This is a genomic window from Collinsella sp. An2, assembly GCF_002160065.1.
GTDB lineage: Bacteria > Actinomycetota > Coriobacteriia > Coriobacteriales > Coriobacteriaceae > Limicola.
This window is the reverse complement of sequence record NZ_NFJW01000001.1, coordinates 38,155-61,184: the sequence shown is the minus strand read 5'-3', so window position 1 is coordinate 61,184 and position 23,030 is coordinate 38,155. Positions and strand designations below refer to the sequence as shown.

Annotated in this window: 21 protein-coding genes and 1 tRNA gene; 9 read left to right on the top strand and 13 right to left on the bottom strand. The window is 63.4% G+C overall.

All coding sequences use genetic code 11. The features are described 5' to 3' along the window. Nucleotides 1-5: 5 nt before the first annotated feature. From B5F33_RS00290 to pknB, 4 genes are all read left to right on the top strand, one after another. Nucleotides 6-419: an FHA domain-containing protein gene (locus B5F33_RS00290; protein WP_087409804.1), complete on the top strand. Its 414-nt coding sequence runs from the start codon at nt 6-8 to the stop codon at nt 417-419. Then, nucleotides 416-2,128 carry a Stp1/IreP family PP2C-type Ser/Thr phosphatase gene (locus tag B5F33_RS00285; protein ID WP_087409803.1) on the top strand — a complete coding sequence of 571 codons (1,713 nt, stop codon included), beginning with the start codon at nt 416-418 and terminating at the stop codon, nt 2,126-2,128. Before B5F33_RS00290 ends, B5F33_RS00285 begins: the two co-directional genes overlap by 4 nt. Further along, complete coding sequence (locus B5F33_RS00280; RefSeq protein WP_087409802.1) at nt 2,125-5,037, top strand: FtsW/RodA/SpoVE family cell cycle protein; 2,913 nt, start codon at nt 2,125-2,127, stop codon at nt 5,035-5,037. The genes B5F33_RS00285 and B5F33_RS00280 overlap by 4 nt, the downstream gene beginning before the upstream one ends. A gap of 113 nt (nt 5,038-5,150) precedes the next feature. After that, nucleotides 5,151-7,142 carry a Stk1 family PASTA domain-containing Ser/Thr kinase gene (gene pknB, locus B5F33_RS00275; RefSeq protein WP_087409801.1) on the top strand — a complete coding sequence of 664 codons (1,992 nt, stop codon included), beginning with the start codon at nt 5,151-5,153 and terminating at the stop codon, nt 7,140-7,142. Nucleotides 7,143-7,539: 397 nt separating this feature from the next. Here the strand turns inward: pknB and B5F33_RS00270 are convergent. Then, nucleotides 7,540-7,615, bottom strand: a tRNA-Arg gene (locus tag B5F33_RS00270). Between the two features lie 259 nt (nt 7,616-7,874). Between B5F33_RS00270 and B5F33_RS00265 the strand changes: the two genes are divergently transcribed. Further along, nucleotides 7,875-8,513, top strand: a complete 639-nt coding sequence (locus B5F33_RS00265; protein ID WP_087410095.1) for a TetR/AcrR family transcriptional regulator — start codon at nt 7,875-7,877, stop codon at nt 8,511-8,513. A gap of 154 nt (nt 8,514-8,667) precedes the next feature. Here the strand turns inward: B5F33_RS00265 and B5F33_RS10885 are convergent, their stop codons facing one another. The 4 genes from B5F33_RS10885 to B5F33_RS00250 all read right to left on the bottom strand — a co-directional run bounded on the left by B5F33_RS10885 (nt 8,668) and on the right by B5F33_RS00250 (nt 14,643). Next, on the bottom strand, nt 8,668-8,838 hold the full coding sequence (locus tag B5F33_RS10885) for a hypothetical protein (protein ID WP_158095262.1): 171 nt from the start codon (nt 8,836-8,838) through the stop codon (nt 8,668-8,670). Between the two features lie 207 nt (nt 8,839-9,045). Next, nucleotides 9,046-11,670 carry an ATP-dependent chaperone ClpB gene (gene clpB / locus B5F33_RS00260; RefSeq protein ID WP_087409800.1) on the bottom strand — a complete coding sequence of 875 codons (2,625 nt, stop codon included), beginning with the start codon at nt 11,668-11,670 and terminating at the stop codon, nt 9,046-9,048. A gap of 201 nt (nt 11,671-11,871) precedes the next feature. Next, nucleotides 11,872-12,969 (bottom strand): aldo/keto reductase, encoded by a 1,098-nt coding sequence (locus tag B5F33_RS00255; RefSeq protein ID WP_087409799.1) that lies wholly within the window; start codon nt 12,967-12,969, stop codon nt 11,872-11,874. A 468-nt stretch (nt 12,970-13,437) separates the two neighbouring features. Beyond that, nucleotides 13,438-14,643 carry an MFS transporter gene (locus B5F33_RS00250; protein ID WP_158095261.1) on the bottom strand — a complete coding sequence of 402 codons (1,206 nt, stop codon included), beginning with the start codon at nt 14,641-14,643 and terminating at the stop codon, nt 13,438-13,440. Between the two features lie 310 nt (nt 14,644-14,953). Here B5F33_RS00250 and B5F33_RS00245 point away from each other — a divergent pair, with 310 nt between their 5' ends. Genes B5F33_RS00245 through B5F33_RS00235 form a run of 3 tightly spaced genes read left to right on the top strand, consistent with a single transcriptional unit; the run spans nt 14,954 to nt 17,103 of the window. Next, nucleotides 14,954-15,568, top strand: coding sequence for a hypothetical protein (locus B5F33_RS00245; RefSeq protein ID WP_087409797.1), 615 nt, complete (start codon nt 14,954-14,956; stop codon nt 15,566-15,568). A 54-nt stretch (nt 15,569-15,622) separates the two neighbouring features. After that, nucleotides 15,623-16,108, top strand: coding sequence for an RNA polymerase sigma factor (locus B5F33_RS00240; RefSeq protein WP_087409796.1), 486 nt, complete (start codon nt 15,623-15,625; stop codon nt 16,106-16,108). Beyond that, nucleotides 16,105-17,103 (top strand): hypothetical protein, encoded by a 999-nt coding sequence (locus B5F33_RS00235; RefSeq protein WP_087409795.1) that lies wholly within the window; start codon nt 16,105-16,107, stop codon nt 17,101-17,103. The genes B5F33_RS00240 and B5F33_RS00235 overlap by 4 nt, the downstream gene beginning before the upstream one ends. Here B5F33_RS00235 and B5F33_RS00230 read toward each other — a convergent pair. The 8 genes from B5F33_RS00230 to B5F33_RS00195 form a co-directional block, all read right to left on the bottom strand. Next, entirely contained in the window at nt 17,100-17,453 is a 354-nt protein-coding gene (locus B5F33_RS00230; RefSeq protein ID WP_087409794.1) for a cyclophilin-like fold protein, read from the bottom strand. The two genes, B5F33_RS00235 and B5F33_RS00230, sit on opposite strands and share 4 nt — an antisense overlap. 21 nt (nt 17,454-17,474) lie before the next feature. Beyond that, a complete protein-coding gene (locus B5F33_RS00225; RefSeq protein ID WP_204214304.1) occupies nt 17,475-18,326 on the bottom strand; it encodes a transporter substrate-binding domain-containing protein in 852 nt (283 codons plus the stop codon). 82 nt (nt 18,327-18,408) lie between these two features. Further along, a complete protein-coding gene (locus tag B5F33_RS00220; RefSeq protein WP_087409793.1) occupies nt 18,409-19,410 on the bottom strand; it encodes an alpha/beta hydrolase in 1,002 nt (333 codons plus the stop codon). 114 nt (nt 19,411-19,524) lie between these two features. Then, a complete protein-coding gene (locus B5F33_RS00215) occupies nt 19,525-20,304 on the bottom strand; it encodes an amino acid ABC transporter ATP-binding protein (protein ID WP_239284619.1) in 780 nt (259 codons plus the stop codon). A gap of 5 nt (nt 20,305-20,309) precedes the next feature. Then, on the bottom strand, nt 20,310-20,984 hold the full coding sequence (locus B5F33_RS00210; protein ID WP_087409791.1) for an amino acid ABC transporter permease: 675 nt from the start codon (nt 20,982-20,984) through the stop codon (nt 20,310-20,312). Beyond that, the gene (locus B5F33_RS00205) at nt 20,977-21,279 is read right to left on the bottom strand and encodes a hypothetical protein (RefSeq protein ID WP_239284617.1); all 303 of its coding nucleotides are present in this window, start codon (nt 21,277-21,279) and stop codon (nt 20,977-20,979) included. The genes B5F33_RS00210 and B5F33_RS00205 overlap by 8 nt, the downstream gene beginning before the upstream one ends. A gap of 128 nt (nt 21,280-21,407) precedes the next feature. Further along, nucleotides 21,408-21,854 carry a hypothetical protein gene (locus B5F33_RS00200; RefSeq protein ID WP_087409790.1) on the bottom strand — a complete coding sequence of 149 codons (447 nt, stop codon included), beginning with the start codon at nt 21,852-21,854 and terminating at the stop codon, nt 21,408-21,410. A gap of 86 nt (nt 21,855-21,940) precedes the next feature. Next, entirely contained in the window at nt 21,941-22,219 is a 279-nt protein-coding gene (locus B5F33_RS00195) for a cysteine-rich small domain-containing protein (RefSeq protein WP_162609541.1), read from the bottom strand. Between the two features lie 103 nt (nt 22,220-22,322). Between B5F33_RS00195 and B5F33_RS00190 the strand changes: the two genes are divergently transcribed. Next, complete coding sequence (locus B5F33_RS00190) at nt 22,323-22,595, top strand: GNAT family N-acetyltransferase (RefSeq protein ID WP_087409788.1); 273 nt, start codon at nt 22,323-22,325, stop codon at nt 22,593-22,595. Nucleotides 22,596-23,030: the final 435 nt, after the last annotated feature.

Below are 23,030 nucleotides of genomic sequence, written 5' to 3'. Positions count from 1 at the left end.
GCCAGATGATCGACATCACCCTCTTCGTTGGCAGGATCGTTCTCGTCGTCCTGCTGTACATCTTCCTGTTCGCCGTCATGAAGACGGGCGTGGGGCTCGTGCGCGGCCAGCGGCGGGACTCCGCCATCTGGACCATCGATGTCGACAAGGGCCCCCGCGGCATCCGCGGCATCCACGTGGACATGCTGGGGCCGGTCATCGTGGGCCGCTCGCCCAGCTCTGACATCTGCATCAACGAACCGTTTGTCTCGGCCTCGCACGCGCGCTTCTCGCTGCAGGGGCCGGCGCTCGTCATCGAGGACCTCAACTCGCTCAACGGCACGCTCGTCAACGGGCATCAGCTGCTCGAGCCTGCCACCCTACGCGAGGGTGACGAGGTTCAGATCGGCGACGTCGTCATGAAAGTGAACCGCCGATGACCACGGACGAAGACCGCATCTTCCCACCGCTTGACGGCTCCAGCCGCCCTGCGCCCGAAGAGGTGCCGGGCGGTTTTGCGCCGCAACGGGCAGATACAGCGCCTGTCTCCGAACCCCCCGTAGCCGCGCCGTCCGAGCACGACGCGGCCGCCGCGGACGAGGAGGCCCCGCTGACAGGCGCGCACCTGCGCGTAGACTCCACGCCGGACACGGCTGCTCGGCCCGAGCAACCCGAGCAGGCAGAGCCCCAGACCCAGCCGCCCCATGACGCGATAGAGGACGCCGCCCCCGTTTCCGACGACGCCGCGGAGCCTCTCTCGGACCAGCCCTTCGACGGTGCGCACGCGCCCGGCGACGCCGAGCCTTCCCCCGAACAGGACGACGAGGTGCCTGCGCCCGACACCACCGCCGAGATCGACGTGACGGCGGTCGAGTCGCGCCTGGGCGACCCGGGCACCACGCAGAGCTTCGCGCCCATCGCCGACGAGCGCATCGACACCGACTCCACCTACGACGCCGGCACCACCACTTCGCTCATGTGGGGTGCGCGCTCCGACGTGGGCTGCGTGCGCACGCACAATGAGGATTCCTACCTGGTGCAATCGCCGCTCTTCTGCGTGTGCGACGGCATGGGCGGCCACGCCGCGGGCGAGGTCGCCTCGTCCATTGCCGTGGAGACCGTGGCGCGCATGGCCCCGAAGACGGCCGACCCGGCGCAGCTCGCAGCCGCCGTCGAGGCGGCCAACGCCGCGATCATCGAGGCGGCGGCAAACGGCCTCGGCAAGCCCGGCATGGGCTGCACCGCCACGGCCGCCTACATCGAGGGCAACACCATCGCCCTCGCCCACGTGGGCGACTCGCGCGCTTACCTGGTGCACGAGGGCACACTCATCCGCGTCACCCGCGACCACTCCTACGTTGAGGAGCTCGTCGACGCGGGCGAGATCACGGCCGACGAGGCGCGCGTGCACCCCAACCGCTCGGTCATCACCCGCGCGCTCGGCTCCGACCCGGCCATGTACGCCGACCATTTCCAGCTCAACATCGAAGAGGGCGACCGGCTCATCCTGTGCTCGGACGGCCTTTCGAGCATGATCCCCGACGGCGAGATCGAAGAGATTGCCAACCAGTCCTCCACCGCCCAGATCTGCGTGGACAACCTGGTGGATGCGGCGCTTGCCGCAGGTGGCTCGGACAACGTGACCGTTGTGGTGGTCGACGTGGTCGACGACGGCCGCATGCGCGACATCATGCGCAGGCGCCGCCGCAACGTCATCATCGCCCTGTGCGCCTTCGTGGCGACCTTCGCCATCGCGGGCATCGTGCTCGCCGTGTCCATCACCAACTCGCTCTTCCTGGGCGAGAAGGACGGGCACGTGGCCATCTACAACGGCATCCCCGAGTCCTTCATGGGGCTCGACCTCTACTGGCTCAACGACGAGACCGCGATCGAGCTGAGCAACCTGCCCGAGGACACTCAGAACCGCCTGCGCGACGGCATACCCCAGGCGTCCATGGACTCCGCTCGCCAGACGCTCTCGAACTATCGCAAGCAGATCGACGAGGCGCTCACCCGCCAGGCGAACACCGCCGAGGCCATCGGTAACGCCACCGGCGACACCTCCGCCGAAGCCGGGGACAGCGGATCTTCCGCCGAAGGCCCCGAAACGAACCCCGAACCGTCCCAGGAAGGAGGCGCGACGCAATGAGTAGCCGTCGCAACACCGAGCTCTTCCTGCTCATAGCGGCAGCGTTCCCCGTAACCCTGCTGTACGCCATGTACGTGGTGTTCACCGGCACCGCGCTCACCTTCGGCACCCTCGCCGTGCCGATCGGCCTGTTTGTCGCCTTCGCCGCGGCACATATCGCCGTGCGCATCCTTGCCCCCGGGGCCGACCCCGCCATCCTGCCCGTCGTCTTTGCGCTCTCGGGCATCGGCATCACCTTCGTCACGCGCCTGCGGCCCGAGGTCGCCATGAACCAGATCGTCTTTCTGTTCGTGGGCATCGCCCTCATGGTGGGCACGCTCGCGCTCGTAAAGAACCTCGACGTCGTGCGGCGCTACAAGTACACGCTGGGCATCGCCGGCATCATCCTGCTCATCCTGCCGATCTTCATCGGCGTGGAGCGCGGCGGCTCGCGCCTGTGGATCGGCATCGGCGAGATCTTCACCATCCAGCCCGGCGAGTTCGCCAAGGTGCTTATCGTGCTCTTCCTGGCGGGATACCTGTCCGAGAACCGCGAGCTGTTCTCCATCGCGAGCCACAACATCCTGGGATTCAAGCTGCCGCGCCTGCGTCTGTTCGTACCGCTGTTCGTGGTGTGGGGCATCTGCCTTATCATCGTGGCGTTCGAGCGCGACCTGGGCAGCGCCCTGCTCTTCTACACGATCTTCCTCATCATGCTCTATGTGGCCACCGGACGCGTGTCGTATGTGCTCATCGGTCTGGTGCTGCTTGCCATCGGCGGCTTCGGCGCCTATCAGGTGATGAGCCACGTGCAGACCCGTTTCCAGATCTGGCTCGACCCCTTTGCCGACGCCCAGGGCGGCGGCTACCAGCTTGTCCAGTCCCTCTTCTCGCTTGCCGACGGCGGCTTGATTGGCACGGGCATCGGCAAGGGCCTCTCGACAAACATCCCGGTCGTTGAGTCCGACTTCATCTTCTCGGCCATCGGCGAGGAGATTGGCCTGCTCGGCGGCTCTGCGGTGCTCATCCTGTTCATGCTCTTCGCCGTGCGCGGCCTCACCACGGCGGCACGTGCCAAATCCGACCTGGCTGCCTTCAGCGCCACCGGCCTCACCGCGGCCATCTCGTTCCAGGCCTTCCTCATCGTGGGCGGCGTGACCCGCCTTATCCCGCTGACCGGCGTGACCCTGCCCTTCATGAGCCAGGGTGGCTCGTCGCTGCTGGCGAGCTTCATCATCGTGGCACTGCTCATGCGCGCCGGCGACGAGGCGACCGGCCGCGAGACGGAGCTTGCCGGCACGGGCATCATGACCTCACTTCCCGAGGCATCCGCCGGCGAGGCAGCCGAGGCCATGGTGAGCAAGGCCGGCACGCGTATCTTCAGCAAGGGATCGGCAGCCGCAGGGCCGGGCAACGCCGCCTCGGGCGGCTCCCATGCTCGCCCGGGATCGCGCCTCCGCCGCCGCCTGCTCGACACGCCCGAATCCGGCGTGTTGGGCCGCGTAGCCCTCGCGAAGCGCCTCACCCGCGCCGTCTTCCTCTTCACGGCCCTGTTCGCCGTGCTCATCGGCAACCTCACCTACATTCAGGTCATCAAGGCCGACGAGTACCAGAGCATGCCCTCGAACAACCACACCATCGAGCGCGCCCGTTACATCAAGCGCGGCTCCATCATCACGTCCGACGGCGTGACCCTTGCCGAGTCACTCCAGCAGGAGGACGGCACCTACGTGCGCTCCTACCCCAACGGCAACATGGCCGCGCATACCGTGGGCTACTACTCCACGCAGTACGGCTCTGCCGGCATCGAGAGCTCTATGAACGATACGCTCACCGGCTCGAAGGATTACTCCAGCTGGGAGAATGCTCTGAATTCGCTCGCGGGCACCTCGCAGCCGGGCAACTCGGTCATGCTCACGCTTGACTCCCGCATCCAGCAGGCGGCCGAGCAGGCCCTGAACGGCCTTTCCGGCGCCATCGTGGTGCTCGACCCGCGCACGGGCGCGGTGCTTGCCAAGGCGAGCTCGCCCACCTATGACAACACCGACATCGCTTCGGTGCTCTCGGGCAACGCGGCGGACTCCGCCATGTACGACCGCACGACCCAGGCGCTCTACACGCCCGGTTCGACCTTCAAGGTGGTGACGCTCTCCGCCGCGCTTGAGACCGGGTTCGCCACGCTCAAGACCACCTACAACGCCCCGGCCGAGATGGACATCGGCGGCGCGCCGGTCACGAACGCCGAGGACGTGGGCTATGGCACCATCAGCCTGCAGCGGGCCTTTGCCGTGTCCTCGAACGTCGCCTTCGGCCAGCTTGCCGTTGACCTGGGGGCCGACACCCTCGTGCAGTATGCCAACGCCTACGGCTTTGGCACCTCGCTTGGCCAGGACTTCTCCACCACGCCCTCGATCATGCCCGACCCGTCGGTCATGACGGAGTGGGAGACCGCCTGGGCAGGCGCCGGCCAGCCCGTCGGCCAGGGTCACACCCCCGGACCGCAGGTCACCACCATGCAGAACGCGGTGATCGTGGCTGCAGTGGCCAACGGCGGCATCGCCATGAACCCCTACATCGTTTCCCAGATCCTGGCACCCGACGGCACCGTGGTAAGCACCACGCAGCCCCGCTCGCTGGGCCAGCCCATCAGCGCCGACACCGCCGAGCAGATCCGTGAGGCCATGCTCTCCGTCGTACAGAGCGGCACGGGCGGCGAGGCTGCGATCAGCGGCGTCCAGGTGGCCGGCAAGACGGGCACGGGCGAGGTCAACAACGACAACGCGAACTCCACCTTCGTGGGATTCGCCCCCTATGACTCACCGACGGTCGCGATTTCGGTCGTGATCGAGAACTACTACGACCACGACATCTCGGCAGCATCTATTGCCGGACGGGTCCTGGCGGCGGCCCTCGCCGCACAGAGCTCGTAGCGCGGTCGCATCGCATCGGTGGACGCACGCCGGCAACGGCGGAGGCGAGTTGGAATCAATTCCGAGGGGTACAAACTCCTCGGGCGTGTATGAGTTTGGTTAGGAGCACACAGATGGAGCAGCAGGTCCTCGGGGGAAGGTACCTCCTCAAGGATAAGATCGGCGCGGGTGGCATGGCCACCGTCTACCGTGCGCAGGACCAGGTCCTCGACCGCACGGTGGCGGTGAAGATTATGCTGCCGCAGTACGCAGCCGACGCCACGTTTGCAGCGCGCTTTAAACAGGAGGCCCAGGCGGCCGCGGGCCTGCAGAGCCCCTACATCGTCGGCGTCTACGACTGGGGCAAGGAGGGCGACACCTACTACATCGTCATGGAGTACCTCCGCGGAACCGATCTGAAGAGCGGCATCCGCAGCCACGGCGCCCTTGATCCCAAGAAGGTCGCGCAGATCGGCTCACAGATCTGCGCGGCGCTCTCGGTAGCCCACAAGCACGAGATCATCCACCGCGACATCAAGCCGCAAAACATCATGGTGCAGCCCGATGGCAACATCAAGGTCATGGACTTCGGCATCGCCCGCGCCAAAAACAGCCACCTCACCCAGGACAACAACGTGCTGGGCACCGCGCACTACGTCTCCCCCGAGCAGACCCGCGGCCAGGAGCTTGGCCCGACCTCGGACATCTACTCGCTCGGCGTGGTCATGTACGAGTGCGCGACCGGCCAGGTGCCCTTCGACGGCGACGATGCGATTTCGGTCGCCCTCAAGCAGGTCAACGAGCTGCCCGTGCCGCCGTCGCAGGTGAACCCCGGCGTCGATGCCGACCTTGAGCGCATCATCCTGCGCTGCATGGAAAAGGACCCCGCCAACCGCTTCCAGACCGCCGACGAGCTGCGCCAGGTGCTCAACGCCTACCTGGCCGGCCGTACCGTAGACGTACCCGAGCCGACCCGCGTCATCAGCGCCGGCGTCGCCGGGGTGGGTGCCACCGAGACGCGCGTCATGAGCGATCAGACGCGTGCCATGGCACGCCCCGCTGTCGACAGCACCCGCTCGTCTGGCAGGGCTCCGCTTGCCGGCAGCTCGTCTTCGTATGAGGACGTCGAGGAGGAACACAGCGGCAAGGGCAAGATCGTCGCCGGCGTGATTGCGGTTATCGCAATCCTGGGCGTCATCGTGGCACTTGCTGTGAACCTGTTTGGCAGCAGCGCCACCATGGCCGACGTTCCCAACGTCATCGGCATGACCGAGGACCAGGCGCGCGAAGCCATTGAGGATGCAGGCTTCGAGGTGGGCACCGTCGACCCTGGCTACAGCGACGACTACGACGAGGGCGAGGTCATGGACCAGACCCCCAAGGGAGACAACGGCCAGCAGGCGCCCGAGGGCTCCTCGATCGACATCACTGTGTCTCGCGGCCCCGCTACCGAGCAGGCCGAGATGCCCAACGTCGTGGGTGACACACTTGAGACGGCCGAGCAGAAGCTGCAGAACCTCAACATCAAGTACACGGTCAACGAGCAGGAAAGCGACAGCGACGATGAGAACACGGTCATTGACCAGAGCCGCAAGGCCGGCGAGATGATCGACGAGGACGAGACCGTCACCATCACCGTCGCCGTCGCGCCCGGCTCTGTGAGCGTGCCCAACCTGAGCAACATGACCGAGAGCCAGGTCGCCGATGCGCTGGGCGAGGACTTCGGCTACACCGTGAACTACGAGGAAAGCGACAGCGTCGAGAAGGGCAAGGTCATCGACTGGAACCCGCGCGGCCTGCAACCCAAGGGCACCAGCATTACGGTCACCATCTCCTCGGGCTCCACTTCGAGCAACTCGGGCAGCAACAACAGCGGTGGCAACAGCGACAACGGCGGCTCGACCAGCAACAACAACGGCGGCGGCAGCTCGAACGACTTCACGTCGTCTGACGCGTCTGCGCTTGTAGGAACCTGGGAGAGCAACCTTACCAGCAACGTGCCGTCCAGCATCACCGTGAAGAAGGAGTACGAGTTTAGCAACGACTACGACTCCGGTATGGTCATGGACGCCACGCTTTCGGGCAACACGCTCACGGTTGTCATCTCCAAGGGCAGCGACGAGTAGCATCGTGCGCGCACCGCTTCGCACCGGGGTACCTGCGCGACGCACGTTTTTGTGAGCACATCTGCCACACCCGACCGCAGGGAGCAGCGACGACGATTCGACTTCGAATGCGCGTCCTGCCCCTGCGGTTTTTCCATAGGTCCTTCTTCTATAGGTCCCTCTTCTAGAGGTACTGAATTGTGGCAATCCACACGCTTGAATTCTATGTTGTGGCAATCCACACGCTCACACCCCTCTATAGGGGCCTTGAGCGTGTGGATTGCTGCAGAACTTACCAGACGAAGAACCCGAGCGTGTATATTGCCGCAGAACAGAGGCGGGCGCCGGCGGCCCGAATCCGCCGGCATTGCCCCCTCAACCAGAAACGGCGCCACACGCGCGACGCCGTCATGTTCCCTGGTGCCCCCGGGCGGATTCGAACCGTCGACACCCGCTTTAGGAGAGCGGTGCTCTATCCCCTGAGCTACGGAGGCAAGTAATGTGATTCTAGCAGAAGCCTGCCGCACGCGCAGGCTTAGCGACCGCCAACAAGAAAGCACCCCGCTTCAACAATCATGTTATCCTCGCGTTTCTGTTGACGAAATTGGCAAAAGTGTCTTTCTTTATGTCACAATGGGGCAACCTGGACTGACCCCAAGGCATATGGCCTTGCACGCTCCGCCCAAGACCTTGCGAGCAGGCCGGTCCGTCGCCCAAGCAATGCCAACGAAAGAGGTGACGGCGTTGAGCGACATGAACACCAACCAGGCGCGTCAAACTCGCCTTGCACACGACGTGCGCAAGGAAGAGCTGCTCCGCGCGGTGATCGACGTCTGCGCCCAAGAGGGCATCAGCAAGCTTTCGGTCTCCAACATCACAAAGCATGTCGGCTGCACTCGCTCGCTGTTCTACCACTACTTCCCCAACAAAGAGGCGGCGCTCGAAGCCGCGCTCGACTACACCATCGACGCGTTCATCGACCGTCTGCGCACGTGGAACGCCAACCGCACGCGTGGCGACATCGAGGGGGCGCTCGACACCATCTCGGCGCTTTTGCGCTCCATGGTGCTGCAGACTCCCGACCTGCCCAAATCAATCGCAATCGGCGGCGACGCCATCCTGTACACGGACTTTGTGCACCGCGTTGCCGAACGTTGCGCTCGCTACATCTGCGACTCGACAGTCGTCGAGTTTCAGCGTTACCACGAAGTGCTCATCGACCATGTCTTTGAGACCTTCTATGTGCTCATCAGCGGTCTCATCATGTTTATCCGCTCACATCCCTACACATCGACCGAAGTCATAAAGGACATCATCGCGAGCACGCTGCATATCGAGGGCTTCACGGCAAAATACGCCAGCCGCAACCCCGAATGCCCCGCCCCGGCATAAAGGATCCACGCTACAGAGCGAGCGGCCCTGCCATGACGTAGCATCGTCGTGACAGGGCCGCAACCGTTATATATCAGCTGCTTGATAGCCTCGAAGCCACCTGACCGGCAGCGCAGCCTTAACGGTGGCCGCCGCCAAGAAAAGCCAAATCGAGCTAGTCCCAGGGGTCGCGTTCAAAGAGCGGCTCTGGCTCGGGCCGACGGTCGGAGTAGGGGTCGTAGCCATCGTCATCTTCGTTCTCTGCGCGAATGTAGGGGTCATAGGACGGCGCATCCTGCCGGCGCGCCTCACGTGACGTCGCGTCCTTCTCGCCCGAATGAGCCATAGCGCCCTCCCCTTCTTACAACACGGCGACCCGTGTCGCCCTGCCACACATCCTAGCAGCTCCGCACAGAAAGGGTGCGGCGACCCCGGCAAAACCGATGTTGCCGCACCCAATGAACAATGTGCTGGCCCGCTCTCGGCGCTCGCACTAAGCGATCTTGCGCCAGGCAACCTTGCGCCGGTCGACCTTACAGGCACCTAAGACCCATTAGGCTTCGGGCACCTCATAGGTCGGAGCCGGACCGGAGGCATCCTCTACCACATAGAAGCTGCCCTCGGTATCCACGTCCACCGTCACCTGGTCGCCCTCGCGCACCACGCCGTCGATGATGGCCTTCGCGATGCAGTCCACGACCTCGCTCTGGATGAGTCGCTTGAGCGGACGCGCGCCATACACCGGGTCCAAGCCGCCAACGGCAAGCATCTGCTTGGCGCCGGGCGTCACGTTGAGCGTCATGCGCTCCTTCGCCAGACGCTCGCGCACGTCGGCAAGCTGGATGTCGACGATCTTCTCGATCTGAGCCATGCCGAGCGGATGGAAGACCACGATATCGTCGATACGGTTCAGGAACTCCGGACGGAAGGTCTGGCGCATAGCCTCGTCGACCTCGCGCTTCATAGCCTCGTCATCCTTACCGGACAGCTCGGCGATGGCGCTCGAGCCAACGTTCGACGTCATGATGATGATCGTGTTCTTGAAGGACACCTGACGTCCCTGGCCATCCGTGAGGCGGCCGTCGTCGAGCACCTGCAGAAGCACGTTGAACACGTCCGGATGCGCCTTCTCCATCTCATCGAGCAGGATGACGCTGTACGGACGACGACGCACGGCCTCGGTCAGCTGACCGCCTTCCTCGTAACCGACGTATCCCGGAGGCGCGCCGATAAGACGCTGGACCGAGAACTTCTCCATGTACTCGGACATGTCGATACGCACGAGCGCGCGTTCGTCGTCGAAGAGGCACTCTGCCAGCGCCTTGGCGAGCTCGGTCTTGCCTACGCCGGTGGGGCCCAGGAAGAAGAAGCTGCCGATAGGCTTGTCCGGATCGGAGAGGCCGGCCCTGCTGCGGCGCACGGCCGACGCGACGGCGCTTACCGCCTCGTCCTGGCCGATAACGCGCTTGTGCAGCTCGCCCTCGAGGTTCTTCAGCTTGTCGAGCTCCCCCTGCATCATCTTGGACACCGGCACGCCGGTCCAGGCGCTCACGACCTCGGCGATCTCGTCGGAGGTCACCTGCTCGTTCAGGCCTTCTCCGCCGTCGCGCTGCGCGTCGAGCTCGTCCTCGGCTTCCTTGATCTGGCGCTCAAGCTCGGGGATACGTGCGTAGCGCAGCTCGCTGGCACGGGCCAGGTCACCATCGCGCGTGGCACGCTCCTCCTCGCCGCGAGCGTCGTCGAGCTGGCTCTTGAGGTCCTGCACGTAATCGATGGCGTTCTTCTGGTTGAGCCAGCCCGCCTTCTGCACGTTCAGCTTCTCCTGAACCTCGGCGATCTCCTGCCGGAGCGCCTCAAGGCGCTCCTTGGAGGCGTCGTCCGTCTCCTTCATGAGCGCCTGCTCCTCGATCTGCATCTGGGTGAGCTTACGCTGCGTCTGGTCGATCTCGACCGGCATGGAGTCGAGCTCCATGCGCAGACGGCTCGCTGCCTCGTCCACAAGGTCGATGGCCTTATCGGGCAGGAATCGGTCGGCGATGTAACGGTCGGAGAGGTCCGCTGCGGCCACGAGTGCGCTGTCGGTGATATGTACGCCGTGGAAGATCTCGTACTTCTCCTTCAGGCCGCGCAGAATCGAGATGGTGTCCTCGACGGAAGGCTCGGAGACCAGCACGGTCTGGAAACGACGGGCAAGGGCCGCGTCCTTTTCGATGTACTTGCGATACTCGTCGAGCGTCGTCGCGCCGATCGCATGCAGGTCGCCACGGGCCAGCGCCGGCTTCAGAATGTTGCCGGCGTCCATGGAGCCCTCGGTGGCACCAGCGCCTACGATGGTGTGCAGCTCGTCGATGAACAGGATGATCTTGCCGTTGGACTGCTCGACCTCCTTGAGCACCGCCTTCAGACGGTCCTCGAACTCACCGCGGTACTTGGCGCCTGCGACGAGCGCGCTCATGTCAAGCTCGATAAGGTCGCGGTCGCGCAGCGTGCTCGGGACGTCACCCGCCACGATACGCTGGGCGATGCCCTCCACGATGGCAGTCTTGCCCACGCCAGGCTCGCCGATGAGCACCGGGTTGTTCTTGGTACGACGGCTCAGCACCTGGATGGTGCGACGAATCTCCTCGGTACGGCCGATGACCGGGTCGAGCTTGCCGGCGCGCGCGAGGTCACAGATGTTGCGACCATACTGCTCCAGCGCCTCGAACTGCGTCTTCTCGTCCGCAGACGTCACGCGATCGTCGCCGCGAAGCTCCTGGTAGACCTCCTCGATGCGCTCGGTCGTGACCCCGGCGTCCTTCAGCACTCGGCCGGCGTCGCCCTTGTCCTCAGCCAGCGACATAAGTAGGTGCTCGGTCACGACAAAGTTGTCGCCCATCTTACTCGCACGCTTCTCGGCGCGCTCAAGCGTACGCACGAGGTCGCGCGACAGCCCCATCTCGGCGCCGTCGCCCGAGACCTTCGGCGCACGGTCGATGGCCTCCTGCGTGGCGCGCGACAGCAGCTGCGGGTCGGCACCGATGCGCTCGATAATCACCGAGATGTTCCGCTCGCCGCCGGTGAGCAATGCTGACAGCAGATGAATCGGCTCCACCGCTCCCGCCTGCGCGTCGCTCGCGATGCCCATGGCGGTCTGCAGGGCCTCCCGCGCCGTCATGGCCAGTTTGTCGATTCTCATGAGAATCACCTCTCTTAGGGTGGCCGCACCACCATCGCTGCTCGGCATAGTCTGGAAGGGCTCTGCCCGTGATGGCGACGCGGCCTGCCGCCCTGCGGGGCGGCACTCGTCTATCCGAGAGGTATTGTTCCCTTAATATTCATTGCTATACAAAATCTAAGTGTCTATATATAAGATTTTCTAAGCGCCTTGACGTCCAACCTATATGCCGAAGTACTCGGCGATGGTATTCATGTGAGCAGACTGCTCCACCCCAAAGGGGCAGCGGCTGTCGCAGTGACCGCACGCAACGCAGTCACTCGCATGGAGCTCCAGGTTACGATAGTGGTCCGCCGCAAGCTCATCGCCCAGACAGGCCAGGTCGTAGTACTTGTTGATGAGCGCGATCTGCAAGCCTGCCGGACATGGCTGGCAGTGGTTGCAGTACACGCAGCGGGCCTCGCGCACCTGTGGGGCCACGTCGGCGAGCTCCAAGTAGTCTCGCTCCTCAGGCGAAGCGTCCAGGTACTTCAGAATCTCGCGGAGGTCATCCATGCCCCGCACGCCGGGCAGCACCGTGAGCACGCCGGGCTTGTCGAGCGCATACTGAATGCACTGCACGCGTGTGAGCGCACGCCCGAACGGCGACTGAGCGGCGTCGAGCAGCCGACCGCCTGCGAAGGGCTTCATGACCGACACCCCTATGCCGGCGCGCTCGAACTCCTGGTACAGCGCCATACGATCGGATGCCTCGCCGCGCCCGTACTCGCTTGCATCGGTGTAGTCATACATGGGATTCAGGCTGAACATGGCCAGGTCGAACTCGCCCGTGGCGACCAGGCGACGCGCTATATGGGTGCTATGCGTAGAAAACGCCAGATGCCGGATAATCCCCTCCTGCTTTGCGTGGAGCGCATAATCCCAGATGCCGCCGTTCATCACGCGATCAAGGTCGGCATCTTCGTCGATACAGTGTATGAAGCCGAAGTCGGCGTAGTCGGTACCAAGCGATGCAAGCCGACGCTCGAATTCCGATATGGCAAGCGGCGCATCGGTCGTCCAGCCATAATCGCCCTTGGTGTACTCGGCACCCAGATGAACCTGAATATGGACTTCGTCGCGGTGACGGCCCAGCGCCCGGGCCATGCCCTCGAACGGCTTGCTGTTGCTGGGAATAAAATCGAAGTGATTGACACCTGCTTCGATAGCGGCCTCGATTGTGCGCTCGACCTCAGCGGTATCGGCGTTGTGAAGGCTGCCCGCTCCTAGACCCAGGACGCTGATCTTTTCGCCGCCATGCGGCAACGTGCGATATTCCATGTCTGTCCCTTCTTGCGCCGCGCTTTACCGCTGGCTGCTGCAACGATAGCTATTGGATGATGACGTTCTGATACCTGGAGTATGGTTCAGCACAAGGTTTGTTGCCACTTTGCCACGCAGGCAGGTACACAGCCGCAGGCAGGCGAACGGCCGCAGGCAGGCGCGCAGCCAATTGCTTGGATCGAGATGTTCTCGAGTAGGTGCGAAAAACTCCCGGATGAAGTCCTCAATTTGGATGTTTTAGAGGCCCAAAACGGCAAAATCAAGGACTTCGATTGCGTGCGAGGAATGAGCCGGGCTGTCGCCGTGCATATAGTTCAGGAGAAACCGCGACCGGGAGCCCAATTTGGATGCGAGCGGGCGCCTGTCGGTTGAGCGGACGCCCTTCGATCGAGCAGGCGCCCTTTGGTTGAGCGGGCGTCCGTTGATTGAGCGGACGTCCGTCGGTTGATCGGGCGTCCCTCGGTGTTATGCCCGAGCTGACTGGGTCGCAGCAGCTTCTTCCTGGCCGGACGCAGTCCTGCCCATAAGGCGAATGCACGCCATCGTAAAGACGATGCCCAACGCCAGGCACGGCAGCGTACCGAGTACGGCCATGTGCGTGCCACCCGCAGTTATGAGCGAGCCGCACACGGTGGTACCCACGGTCGTTCCAAGATTGGTCACCGTGAGGAAGAGCCCGTTGGCGAAGTCCGGCGCCTCGGGCGCCGAGCGCGACACCATGAACTGGTCGCAGTTGTTGGCCAGGCCAACCGCCACGCCCAGCACAAGCATGAGAGCAATCGCCGCAAGCTGCACGCTACCTGCCACAAACAGGGCGACATACAGCGCCGCAAGGGCAAGGGGACCAACGACCATGGTCATCTTGGGCGAGACACCAAGGCTGCGTCCCGAGACCACGTTGCCTACGATATTCGCCAGACCGTACGCGAACAACACGCCGCTTACCAGCGCAGGACCCATCCCAACGGCACTGCCCAGGTAGTCGCTCAGGTAGCTATAAAAGCCGAACATAGCCGCGTTGATCGTGGCGGCCGCAGGCAGCGAAACAATGACGAGCGGGTTCTTGAGGATGGCGATCTGACTGCCATAGCTCATGGGGTGCTCCACAGGCATGGACGGCACAAGCGCCACCGTCATAACCAGCGCCACGATGGTGACCACCGCAAAGAACGCCATGGAGGCCGCAAACGAGATCGAGCTGGCCAACAGGCCCGCAATGGGAGCGCCCACCACCATACCGGCCGAGACGCCCACAAATACCTGCGAGGAGTTCTTTGCGCGCTCCGCCGCAGTCTCGCCAGTCTGTTGCGCCACCGCCATGGCCATCGAGACGTACAGTGGATGGAAGGCCGCCGGGATCACACGCGCGGCAAGCAGCACCTCAAACGTGGGAGCTAGCATGCCCACAACGTTGCACACGGAGAACGCACCGAGCGCTAGAAGCATGACCGTCTTGCGATTCACCTTCGAAAACAGCAGCGGCATCGTAGGGCCAGCGATTGCAACGATAAGGGCGAACATGCTTACCAGCAGACCGGCATCGGGTACGCTGACGCCAAACCGCTCCGCGACGTAGGGAATCACCCCCACAATGCCCATCTCAGTGTTCAGGATGCCAAAGACGCCGATGGTCAAAATGAGCACCAGCAGCTTGTTATTGCCACCTTTCACGAATTCGCTCCTTTCGCTCTGCCGCACTTTGCACGACTCGCATCGCTGCGCGCGGCTCGGATTGATTGGCATCCATGGTGGCGTTTTCCTTGTTATATTACAAATACCTATTCTTTATTCTTCACCATGCTTGAATTGCATATTCATCGTGTATCGACGGTGAGGCACTCGCAACAGCGTCCACCCGCACGAGGGCACGGCGTCCGCATGTCAAAAAACATCGACTCGTTGCAAGGAAGAGGCAGTCTGAATCGTATTGGTTATGACGGGGATGCGAGACCCGCCTTCCAACCATCGAAAGGAGCGCATCATGAAACGCAGCCATCTGATTTCAGCAGCGGCCGGCATAGCGATTGCAGCGGCGCTGGGGTTTAGCCTGGTTGCAGCGGGCCCTGCCACAGCGGCGGGAGCAGGCGTCGGCAGGACCGCAACACTGCAGGCCCAACTTGCCTCGGCAACGCAGCCCGGCTCGGCACACACCTCTCCGAAATGTCGCGATGCCAACGAAGACGGCCTCTGTGACCTCTGCGGAGCACGGGTTACCGGCAACAACAAGGCCTGCAACGCGTTCTGCGACACCGACGGGGACGGAATCTGCGACACCTGTGGACGCGCCCCTGGAAAGAACGCGCACGCCCGCAACGAATTCCTCGATGCCGACAACGACGGCCGCTGCGACACCTGCGGAAACGCCGCGGGCCGCACGCACCATGCCTGCAGCTCCTACGTCGACGCAGACGCCAACGGCATCTGCGACAATTGCACCAATGCGGGCGCACCGGCGTGTGGACACGGCGTAGGCGGCGGCACGGGAGCTGCAACAGCAAGCGGCGCCCGCAGCGGTGCGAATGCCCGCCGCGGAGCGCATCACAACGGCGCCGCCCACGACAGCCACGACGCCGGACACCACGGCACCTGGGCATAAGCGACGTTCGGACGCCTCGCGACCGGCGAATACAGGAACGGGAAAGGAGAAGACATGCGCGATGCCCCGGACATCGAACAGGCCATGCATGCCTATGGCGACGCGGTGTGGCGCGCCTGCCTTCTCTACCTTGCGCCCTCCGATGCCGAAGATGTCTTCCAGGATGTCTATATCAAATACGCCCTGCACGACGCCCCCTTTCGCAGCGAGCGCCACAAAAAGGCCTGGCTGCTCCGCGTGGCCATCAACGCCTGCAAGGATGTCCTCAAGGCCGCGCGGAACAAAAACACCTCGCTCGAAGGCCTTGTCGAGCAGGGTGGCGAGGGAGCCCTGCCGGCCACAGGCGACAGCCCCGAAGGCCTCATCGATATTCGAAACGCCCTGGACACGCTTGGCGATCCGCCTAAAACACAGCTCTACCTCGCCCTGTACGAGGGATATACCGCCCGCGACATCTCGCGCATGACCGGCATGCCTACCGGCACCGTGTACTCATGGATTTCGCGCGGGAAGCAGCAACTGAGGGAGGCCCTGTCATGACCGACGATGTGAAGCGGCGTCTGCAGGACGCCTTCGATAACGCGCATGTGCCGGCCGACCTGGCCGAACGCACCTTGGAGCGCATCGAGCAGATCCGAACTGCCGACCAGGCAGGCGGCTCGGGTCAGACAGCCCCAGCGGGCCGGACACACAAGCTCGCCGAACAGCCCGCCGCGGACGAACACGACCCCTCCCCTTCGATCCCCCAACATCGAAAGGCGTCGGACGATCAGCCGCACCTCTCCCTCGTTGCCCAGAAACGACCCGCCGCCTCACCCCAGCGTCGCAGGCACATTGTGCTCGCAGCCGCCGCATGTCTGCTGCTGGTGCTCCTGGGCATAGGAGGCGTTGCCTGGGCCTCGACGCCGTACGCCTATATCGGCATCGACGTAAACCCTTCCCTTGAGCTTGGCATCAATCGCTTCGACTGCGTCGCCGACACGCGCGCCTACAACAAGGACGGCGAGCAGGTCCTGCAGCAAGCGGACGTGCAGGGCAAGAGCTATGAGGAAGCCCTCGCCGCCATCGACGACGCCCTGCAAGACTATCTGACCCAAGACGCCGTGATCGAGCTGACAATCGTCTGCGACGACCGCGACGCGGCGGCCCGGCTTGAATCGACCGGTGTCCACTGCCTCGATACCGACCAAACCGGTCAGGTGCACTGCTCGCATGCAAGCGAGGCAGAGCACCATGAGGCTTCCGACCATGACATGGGGCTTGGAAAATACCGCATCTACCGGCAGCTTGTCGATGCAGGCATGTCAATCTCCGCCGAGGATGCCGAGTCGATGACCATGCGCGAGCTGCTCGACCTGGCGCAGCAGCACGGCGTGGGCGTCGCAGTGCACGACAGCCGCGACGAGGAAGAACACCTCCATAGAGACCAAGAAGCTACAGCAGCGGCGGGCGAGGACGCCGAGCACGAATCCGCCGGAAACGCCTTGGAGACCGGGCACGCGCACCGCCGCCACACCTCAGCTTCGCTCGATTAAGCGAGCTGCCAGCTCGCCTCGACGTCGCCCGATCCCACGGCATCGGCGAGCCCTGCCGCATCGTCGATATGCCCGAGACGCGTGTAGCTATAGCCCGTAGAGAAGCTCTGATAGAAAACCACCAGGCAGTCGCTACCGAACAGCATGATGTCTCCCGCCTGGATAGACCCCACGCGCTCGGCCCGCGCTGGCAGCGAGCTCTCGAGGTAACAGTACTTTTCGTTGCCGTTGAGCTCGGACATCGTGACGGTCATGGGCAGCATCGCCGTCAGCGCACGCGTGGCGGCGTTGTCCTCGAGCGTCGCCGAGAACGCCCTCCCGCCCACCGTCAATACAACCTGCGAGGCCATCGTAGCCTCACCCCCATCGTTTCAATCGTTAGAGGAAATGTCCATTCCAAAGAACTCGTTCGAAAGGTCGGACAGCGTCCCGTCCTCGCGCATGTCCGCGATGGCGTCGTTCATAGCCGCCAGCAGACTCTCGGTCGCAGCCTCTTTACGCAGCGGGAACGCCACGTGCGTGGGCTCGTCGTTTTCCGCCGCGATCTTGAGGTTCGCATCCGGATGCTGGCTCATGTAGTCATAGAACACGACCTCGTCGTTGAGCGTCGCATCGATGCGCCCCGCCTCGAGCAGCTGAATGGTCTGGTTGAAGTCGTCGACGCCGGTGTTCGTAGCACCGTGGGCCTCGGCAAGCGCGGCGTAACTCGAGCCCAGCGTGTTCGCCGTGGTCTTGCCGGCAAGGTCGTCGAGCGATGCGATGTCCGAATCGGCCATGGTGATGACGACGATACGGTTGTAGGCGTAGGGCTCGGTGAAGTCATACTTCTCCTCGCGCTCCTCGGTGACCGAGACGCCGTTCGCCATGGTGTCGTAGCGTCCAGAGTCGAGGCCGGCAAGCAGGCCGTCCCACTCGCCCTCGGCAAAGCTTGCCTCGACGCCCAGACGCTCCGCGATGCCGCGGGCCACTTCGATGTCGTAACCGGTCAGCTCGCCGGAATCATCGTGAAAGGTCCACGGGCTCCACGTGCCCTCGGTAGCGAAGATCATCTCGCCGCGCTCGCGGATCTGGTCCAGAAGGTCACCCGAACCGCCGGCGGACGCGCTGCCCGCTCCCGCATCGGAGCCATTGGAGCCGCTGCAGCCCACAAGCCCTGCGGCGGCAACGCCCGCCAGGCCTGCGAACGCCGCCACAAACAACCTTCGATTCATCTCGTATGCCATAGATTGCTCAATCCCCTTTCATGCACGCGTCGCCATGCCGCGCGTCGTTGCACCATACGTCGTCGCGCTACGTGTCGTCGCGCTACAGGTACTGCTCGAAAAACGCCTGGAGCTTGTCCCACGGGATGGCGTTCTTGCCGCCACCGTCGTAGAGGTCGGTGTGCACCGCGCCGGGCACGACCTCAAACACCTTGTTGTCGCCGGTCAGACGCTCGAAGGCATCCTTGCCCATGTAGAACGAGTGTGCCTTGTCTCCATGAAGCACCATGACGGCGTTCTCGATCTCGTCGATATAGGTCAGGATGGGCTGGTTCAAAAAGCTCATAGTGCCCGTCACGTTCCAGCCGTCGTTGCTGTTAAGCGAGCGCGGGTGGTAGCCACGCGGCGTCTTGTAGTAGTCGTAGTAGTCCTTGACGAAGAACGGCGCATCCTCGGGCAGCGGGTCCACCACGCCGCCGGCGCGCTCGTAGGTGCCCGATGCATACTCCTTGGTGCGTTGTTCGGCGTAGGCGCGGCGCTGCGCCTGGCGCTCGGCGGCGCTGTCGTTGGCATCGAAGTATCCCTTAGCGGCAATACGGCTCATGTCGTACATCGTGCTTGCAACCGTCGCCTTGATGCGCGGGTCCAGCGCGGCGGCGTTGAGCGCCATGCCGCCCCAGCCGCAGATGCCAATGATGCCAATGCGCTCGGGGTCGACGTCGTCGCGACAGCTCAGATAGTCCACCGCGGCCATGAAGTCCTCGGTGTTGATATCCGGGCTCGCCATGTAGCGCGGCTCGCCGCCCGACTCACCGCAGTACGACGGGTCGAAGGCGATGGTCAGAAAGCCGCGCTCCGCCATGGTCTGCGCGTAGAGGCCCGAGCACTGCTCCTTCACAGCGCCGAACGGGCCACACACGGCGATGGCTGCAAGTTTGCCGTCCGCGCCCGCCTGAGCCGCCGCGCGATCCCGGGGTGCATACAGGTCCGCCGCCAGGGTGATGCCATAACGGTTATGGAAGGTCACCTTGCTGTGATCGACCTTGTCACTCTGCGGAAACGTCTTGTCCCACTCCTGCGTGAGCTCGAGCTTTTCCTCTGTCATAATTCTCTCCAATCCCGAAAGATGGTTTGTGCCAAAGCAGCATCGAATATCGAAGGTGCCTGGGAGCGCCCCGTCGCAAGCGCTGTCCTAAGCCGCGCCCGCGGTCAAGCTGGGCTACGCCGTCGTGCCGCCGGCCATGCGCAGAAACGCACGAATGCGGTCGTTTGCCGGACGCTCGAAGAACTCGCGCGCCGGGGCCTCGGTCACCACGCGCCCGTCTTCCATGAACACCACGCGGTCGGCGACATCGCGCGCGAACGCCATCTCGTGCGTCACCACGAGCATGGTCATGCCGTCCTCCGCAAGCTGCCTCATGGCCGCCAGCACCTCGCCGGTAAGCTCCGGGTCAAGTGCCGAGGTCGGCTCGTCAAAGTAGATGATCTCGGGGTCGGTCGCCATGGCGCGGGCGATGGCCACGCGCTGCTGCTGACCGCCCGACAGCTGAACGGGATAGGCGTCGCAGCGGTCGTCCATGCCCACGCGGCGCAGACACGCGTGTGCCCGCTCCTCCGCCTGGGCTCGCGGCATCTTGCGCGCCGTCACCAGGCCTTCGCACACGTTGCCCAGCACGGTCCGGTTGCGAAAAAGGTTGTAGCCCTGGAACACGAACCCAGTGCGGCGGCGCACGTCGGCCATCTCGCGTGGACGCGTCGTTGCCAGATCGTGACGCTCGCCCGCGAGCTCCAGCGTTCCGGCATCGGCCCGCTCTAGGAAGTTTGCGCAACGCAGCAGCGTCGTCTTGCCCGAGCCGGACGGTCCTAGAATGGCTACGACCTCGCCGGCGTCCACCGAAAGGTCCACGCCATGCAGCACCTCTGTGCCGTCGAAGGACTTCCGCACGCCCTTGAGGCGAAGCATCGGCACGCCCTGTTTGGCCTCGTTGCGTTGCTCCATGGTCATCAGCCCCTTTCCATGCCACGTGCGGCCAGCCAGCGCTCGCCTACACCCTGCAGCCAGGTGAGCACCGTCGAGAACAGCAGGTAGATCACACCGACCTCCAGATACAGCGGGAGCGCCTCATAGGTACGCGAAACGATCTGCTGCGTCGCCATGAGCATCTCGAGCACGGTGATGTTCGCCGCGAGCGACGTATCCTTTACCAGCGAGATAAGCTCGTTCGAAAGCGCCGGAAACGCCGTTCGCAGCGCCTGGGGCATCACGATGCGGCGCATGACCTGCAGAAACGACATACCCACGCAATAGCCCGCCTCAAGCTGGCCGGCAGGCACGCCCTCGAGCGCGCCGCGGATGGTCTCGGCGGCATACGCGCCGGTGTTCAGCGAGAACACGATGATGGCCGACGGGAACGGATCCAATACGATCCCGAAATCGGGCAGGCCGTAGAACACCACATAGAGCTGGACCAAAAGCGGCGTGCCGCGTACGATCCAGACGTAAAAACGCGCCAGCTGCGTAAGCACCGGCACGCGGACGTACTGCACCAACGCGACGGCCGTGGCGATGATGAGCGCCAGCACGAAAGAGATGACCGCAAGTGGGATCGTCGCGGTGAGACCAGGGATTAGAATCTTCGTAAAGGAATCGGCCAGAATGCCAAGAACGCGCTCACTCATGGGCGCCCTCCTCGCCGGCCATGTCGCGGGAAACCCCATGCTGCGCCTTATCGGCTTCGGACACTGCATGCGCCACACACTCGCAGCTCACACGGTGTAGCATATGGTCAATCGCGTCGATGCCTCGCTGCGACGCATGCATCGTGTCCAGCAGGCGCTGACGCTCGCCCAGCAGGACGCGCTTCGCCTCGCGGGCCCTACCCTCCTCGCACGAGCTCTTGGCGCGCGCCGCCATTTCTGCATCGCACTCACAGTCGCACAGGCAACGCGCGACGTCCTCACCCAAGTCGCCCATATCATCAGCTCCTTTCATAGTTACATACTAGGAAGGAGCTTTTGACATGTAAAAGACCTATGCTGTATATGCTTCTATTCAGAAATTGTATGGTATGGCTAGGATGCCACAGCGGTACACACGTCCGGCTAATGCCGCGTAATGCCTAGCGTGCAGGCATCATCCCCAGCGAGAATCGACCCCTCGAGCTCCACGGCAAATCGCTCGTCGGGCCACAGCTCGTGCATGGCCAGCGTCACACTTTGGCGGGAGCATTCGCAGAGCTCAGGCGCATTCACCAAACCGCATCCGTGCAAGGGGCAGGTGCATTCCATAAACGAGAGCTTCCACGCCCCGCCGGGCTGCTCGATGCGTGCCGCGACACCTGGGACCTCGTCGACCAGCCGGAAGAAGCTGTCGATGTTGCCGTGTGCGCGCTCGAAGAGCTCGCCATAGAACGCCATGGTACCCTGCGCCAGGCAGCGACGCGCACACGACCGAAACAGCCGGTTGCGCTGCGGCTCGTCAAGCAAGGACACACCGTCCATAAAGCCTTCGAACCAAAAGGACAGATCGATGTGCTGGTCCTGCGCCATAGCTAACACCCTCCTCCGCGTCGCGTGCCGTCGTAGCACGTCTACCCGCGCAAAGGCTCAAAAGCGAGCTTAGCCGCCAACGCGCATCAGGAGCGGCGAGCGGCAAGCTCTTTCACGCGCTGATACTGGCGCATGATATACGCGTAGTTCTCCCTGTGGTGCGGCAGTGTGCAAGCGGAGCAGTCCTTGATGTCCCCCGCCTCGCCCACATACGTAAAGTTGCCGCCGCAGGTGTCGCCCAGACAGTAGAGCGGACAGAAGCAGAACAGGCAGTTAAGCTCCTCGGCCGGCATATCGTGGCAGGGATAATACTCGCACGCCGTATGGTTGAAGAACTGGTAGTTGTGCGTCTTCGACTCTCCCATGGCACCTCCTCGATGAGACAATGACGACATGTTAGCAGCCATTGTCTCATGCTCGTGGCCCATGCGGGGCGCGAAGTCCCGCCGCCACCGGAAAGGAGAACACATGGAGTTCAAGACGACAGACGACGCGGTGCGCTACATGGACGAGCAGGGAGCCGTGCTTGCCGAAGTCACCTTCCCCGAGGTCGAACCCGGCATCGTCGAGATCAATCACACGTTTGTCGACCCATCGCTGCGCGGGCAAGGCATAGCCGGTGAGCTGCTGCGCCGCGCCACAGACGCTATTGCCGTCCGAGGCATGCGTGCGCGTCCCACTTGCTCGTATGCCGTTGCGTGGTTCGAAAAGCATCCCGACCGGTCGGACATACGCGCCTAGCAGCCGCACGCTGTCCGGGGACGTGCGACATCGCACGTCCCCGGACGCTCTGGCACGCGTTCCCAGGGCTCTGCACTTGCCCTTCACGTCAATTTTGCATAAATAGTTTCATGATTTGCATACTTATTAGGAATAAATATCAATTAGCTCGCACATACCGTTTTTCGGATTGCTAAATATTAAATGGATGGTCAATTTACCCACTGAGGTAGTTTTTTGTCATCGTGCAAAGCGTCCGAGCAGCCCGGAAAACCCGTTCTACGCGTCACAAGCACCACTGCAAACGCAGCTTGTTGGAAGCTTGTCTTAACAGGGGCGTTATACATGCCCAATTCGAGCTCTTACAGCCGCGGAAAAAACTACCTCAGTGGGTAAATTGACCATCGCGATGATATATAGCGTTCGTGCCGACAAAAAACAGCCCGAATATGCTCC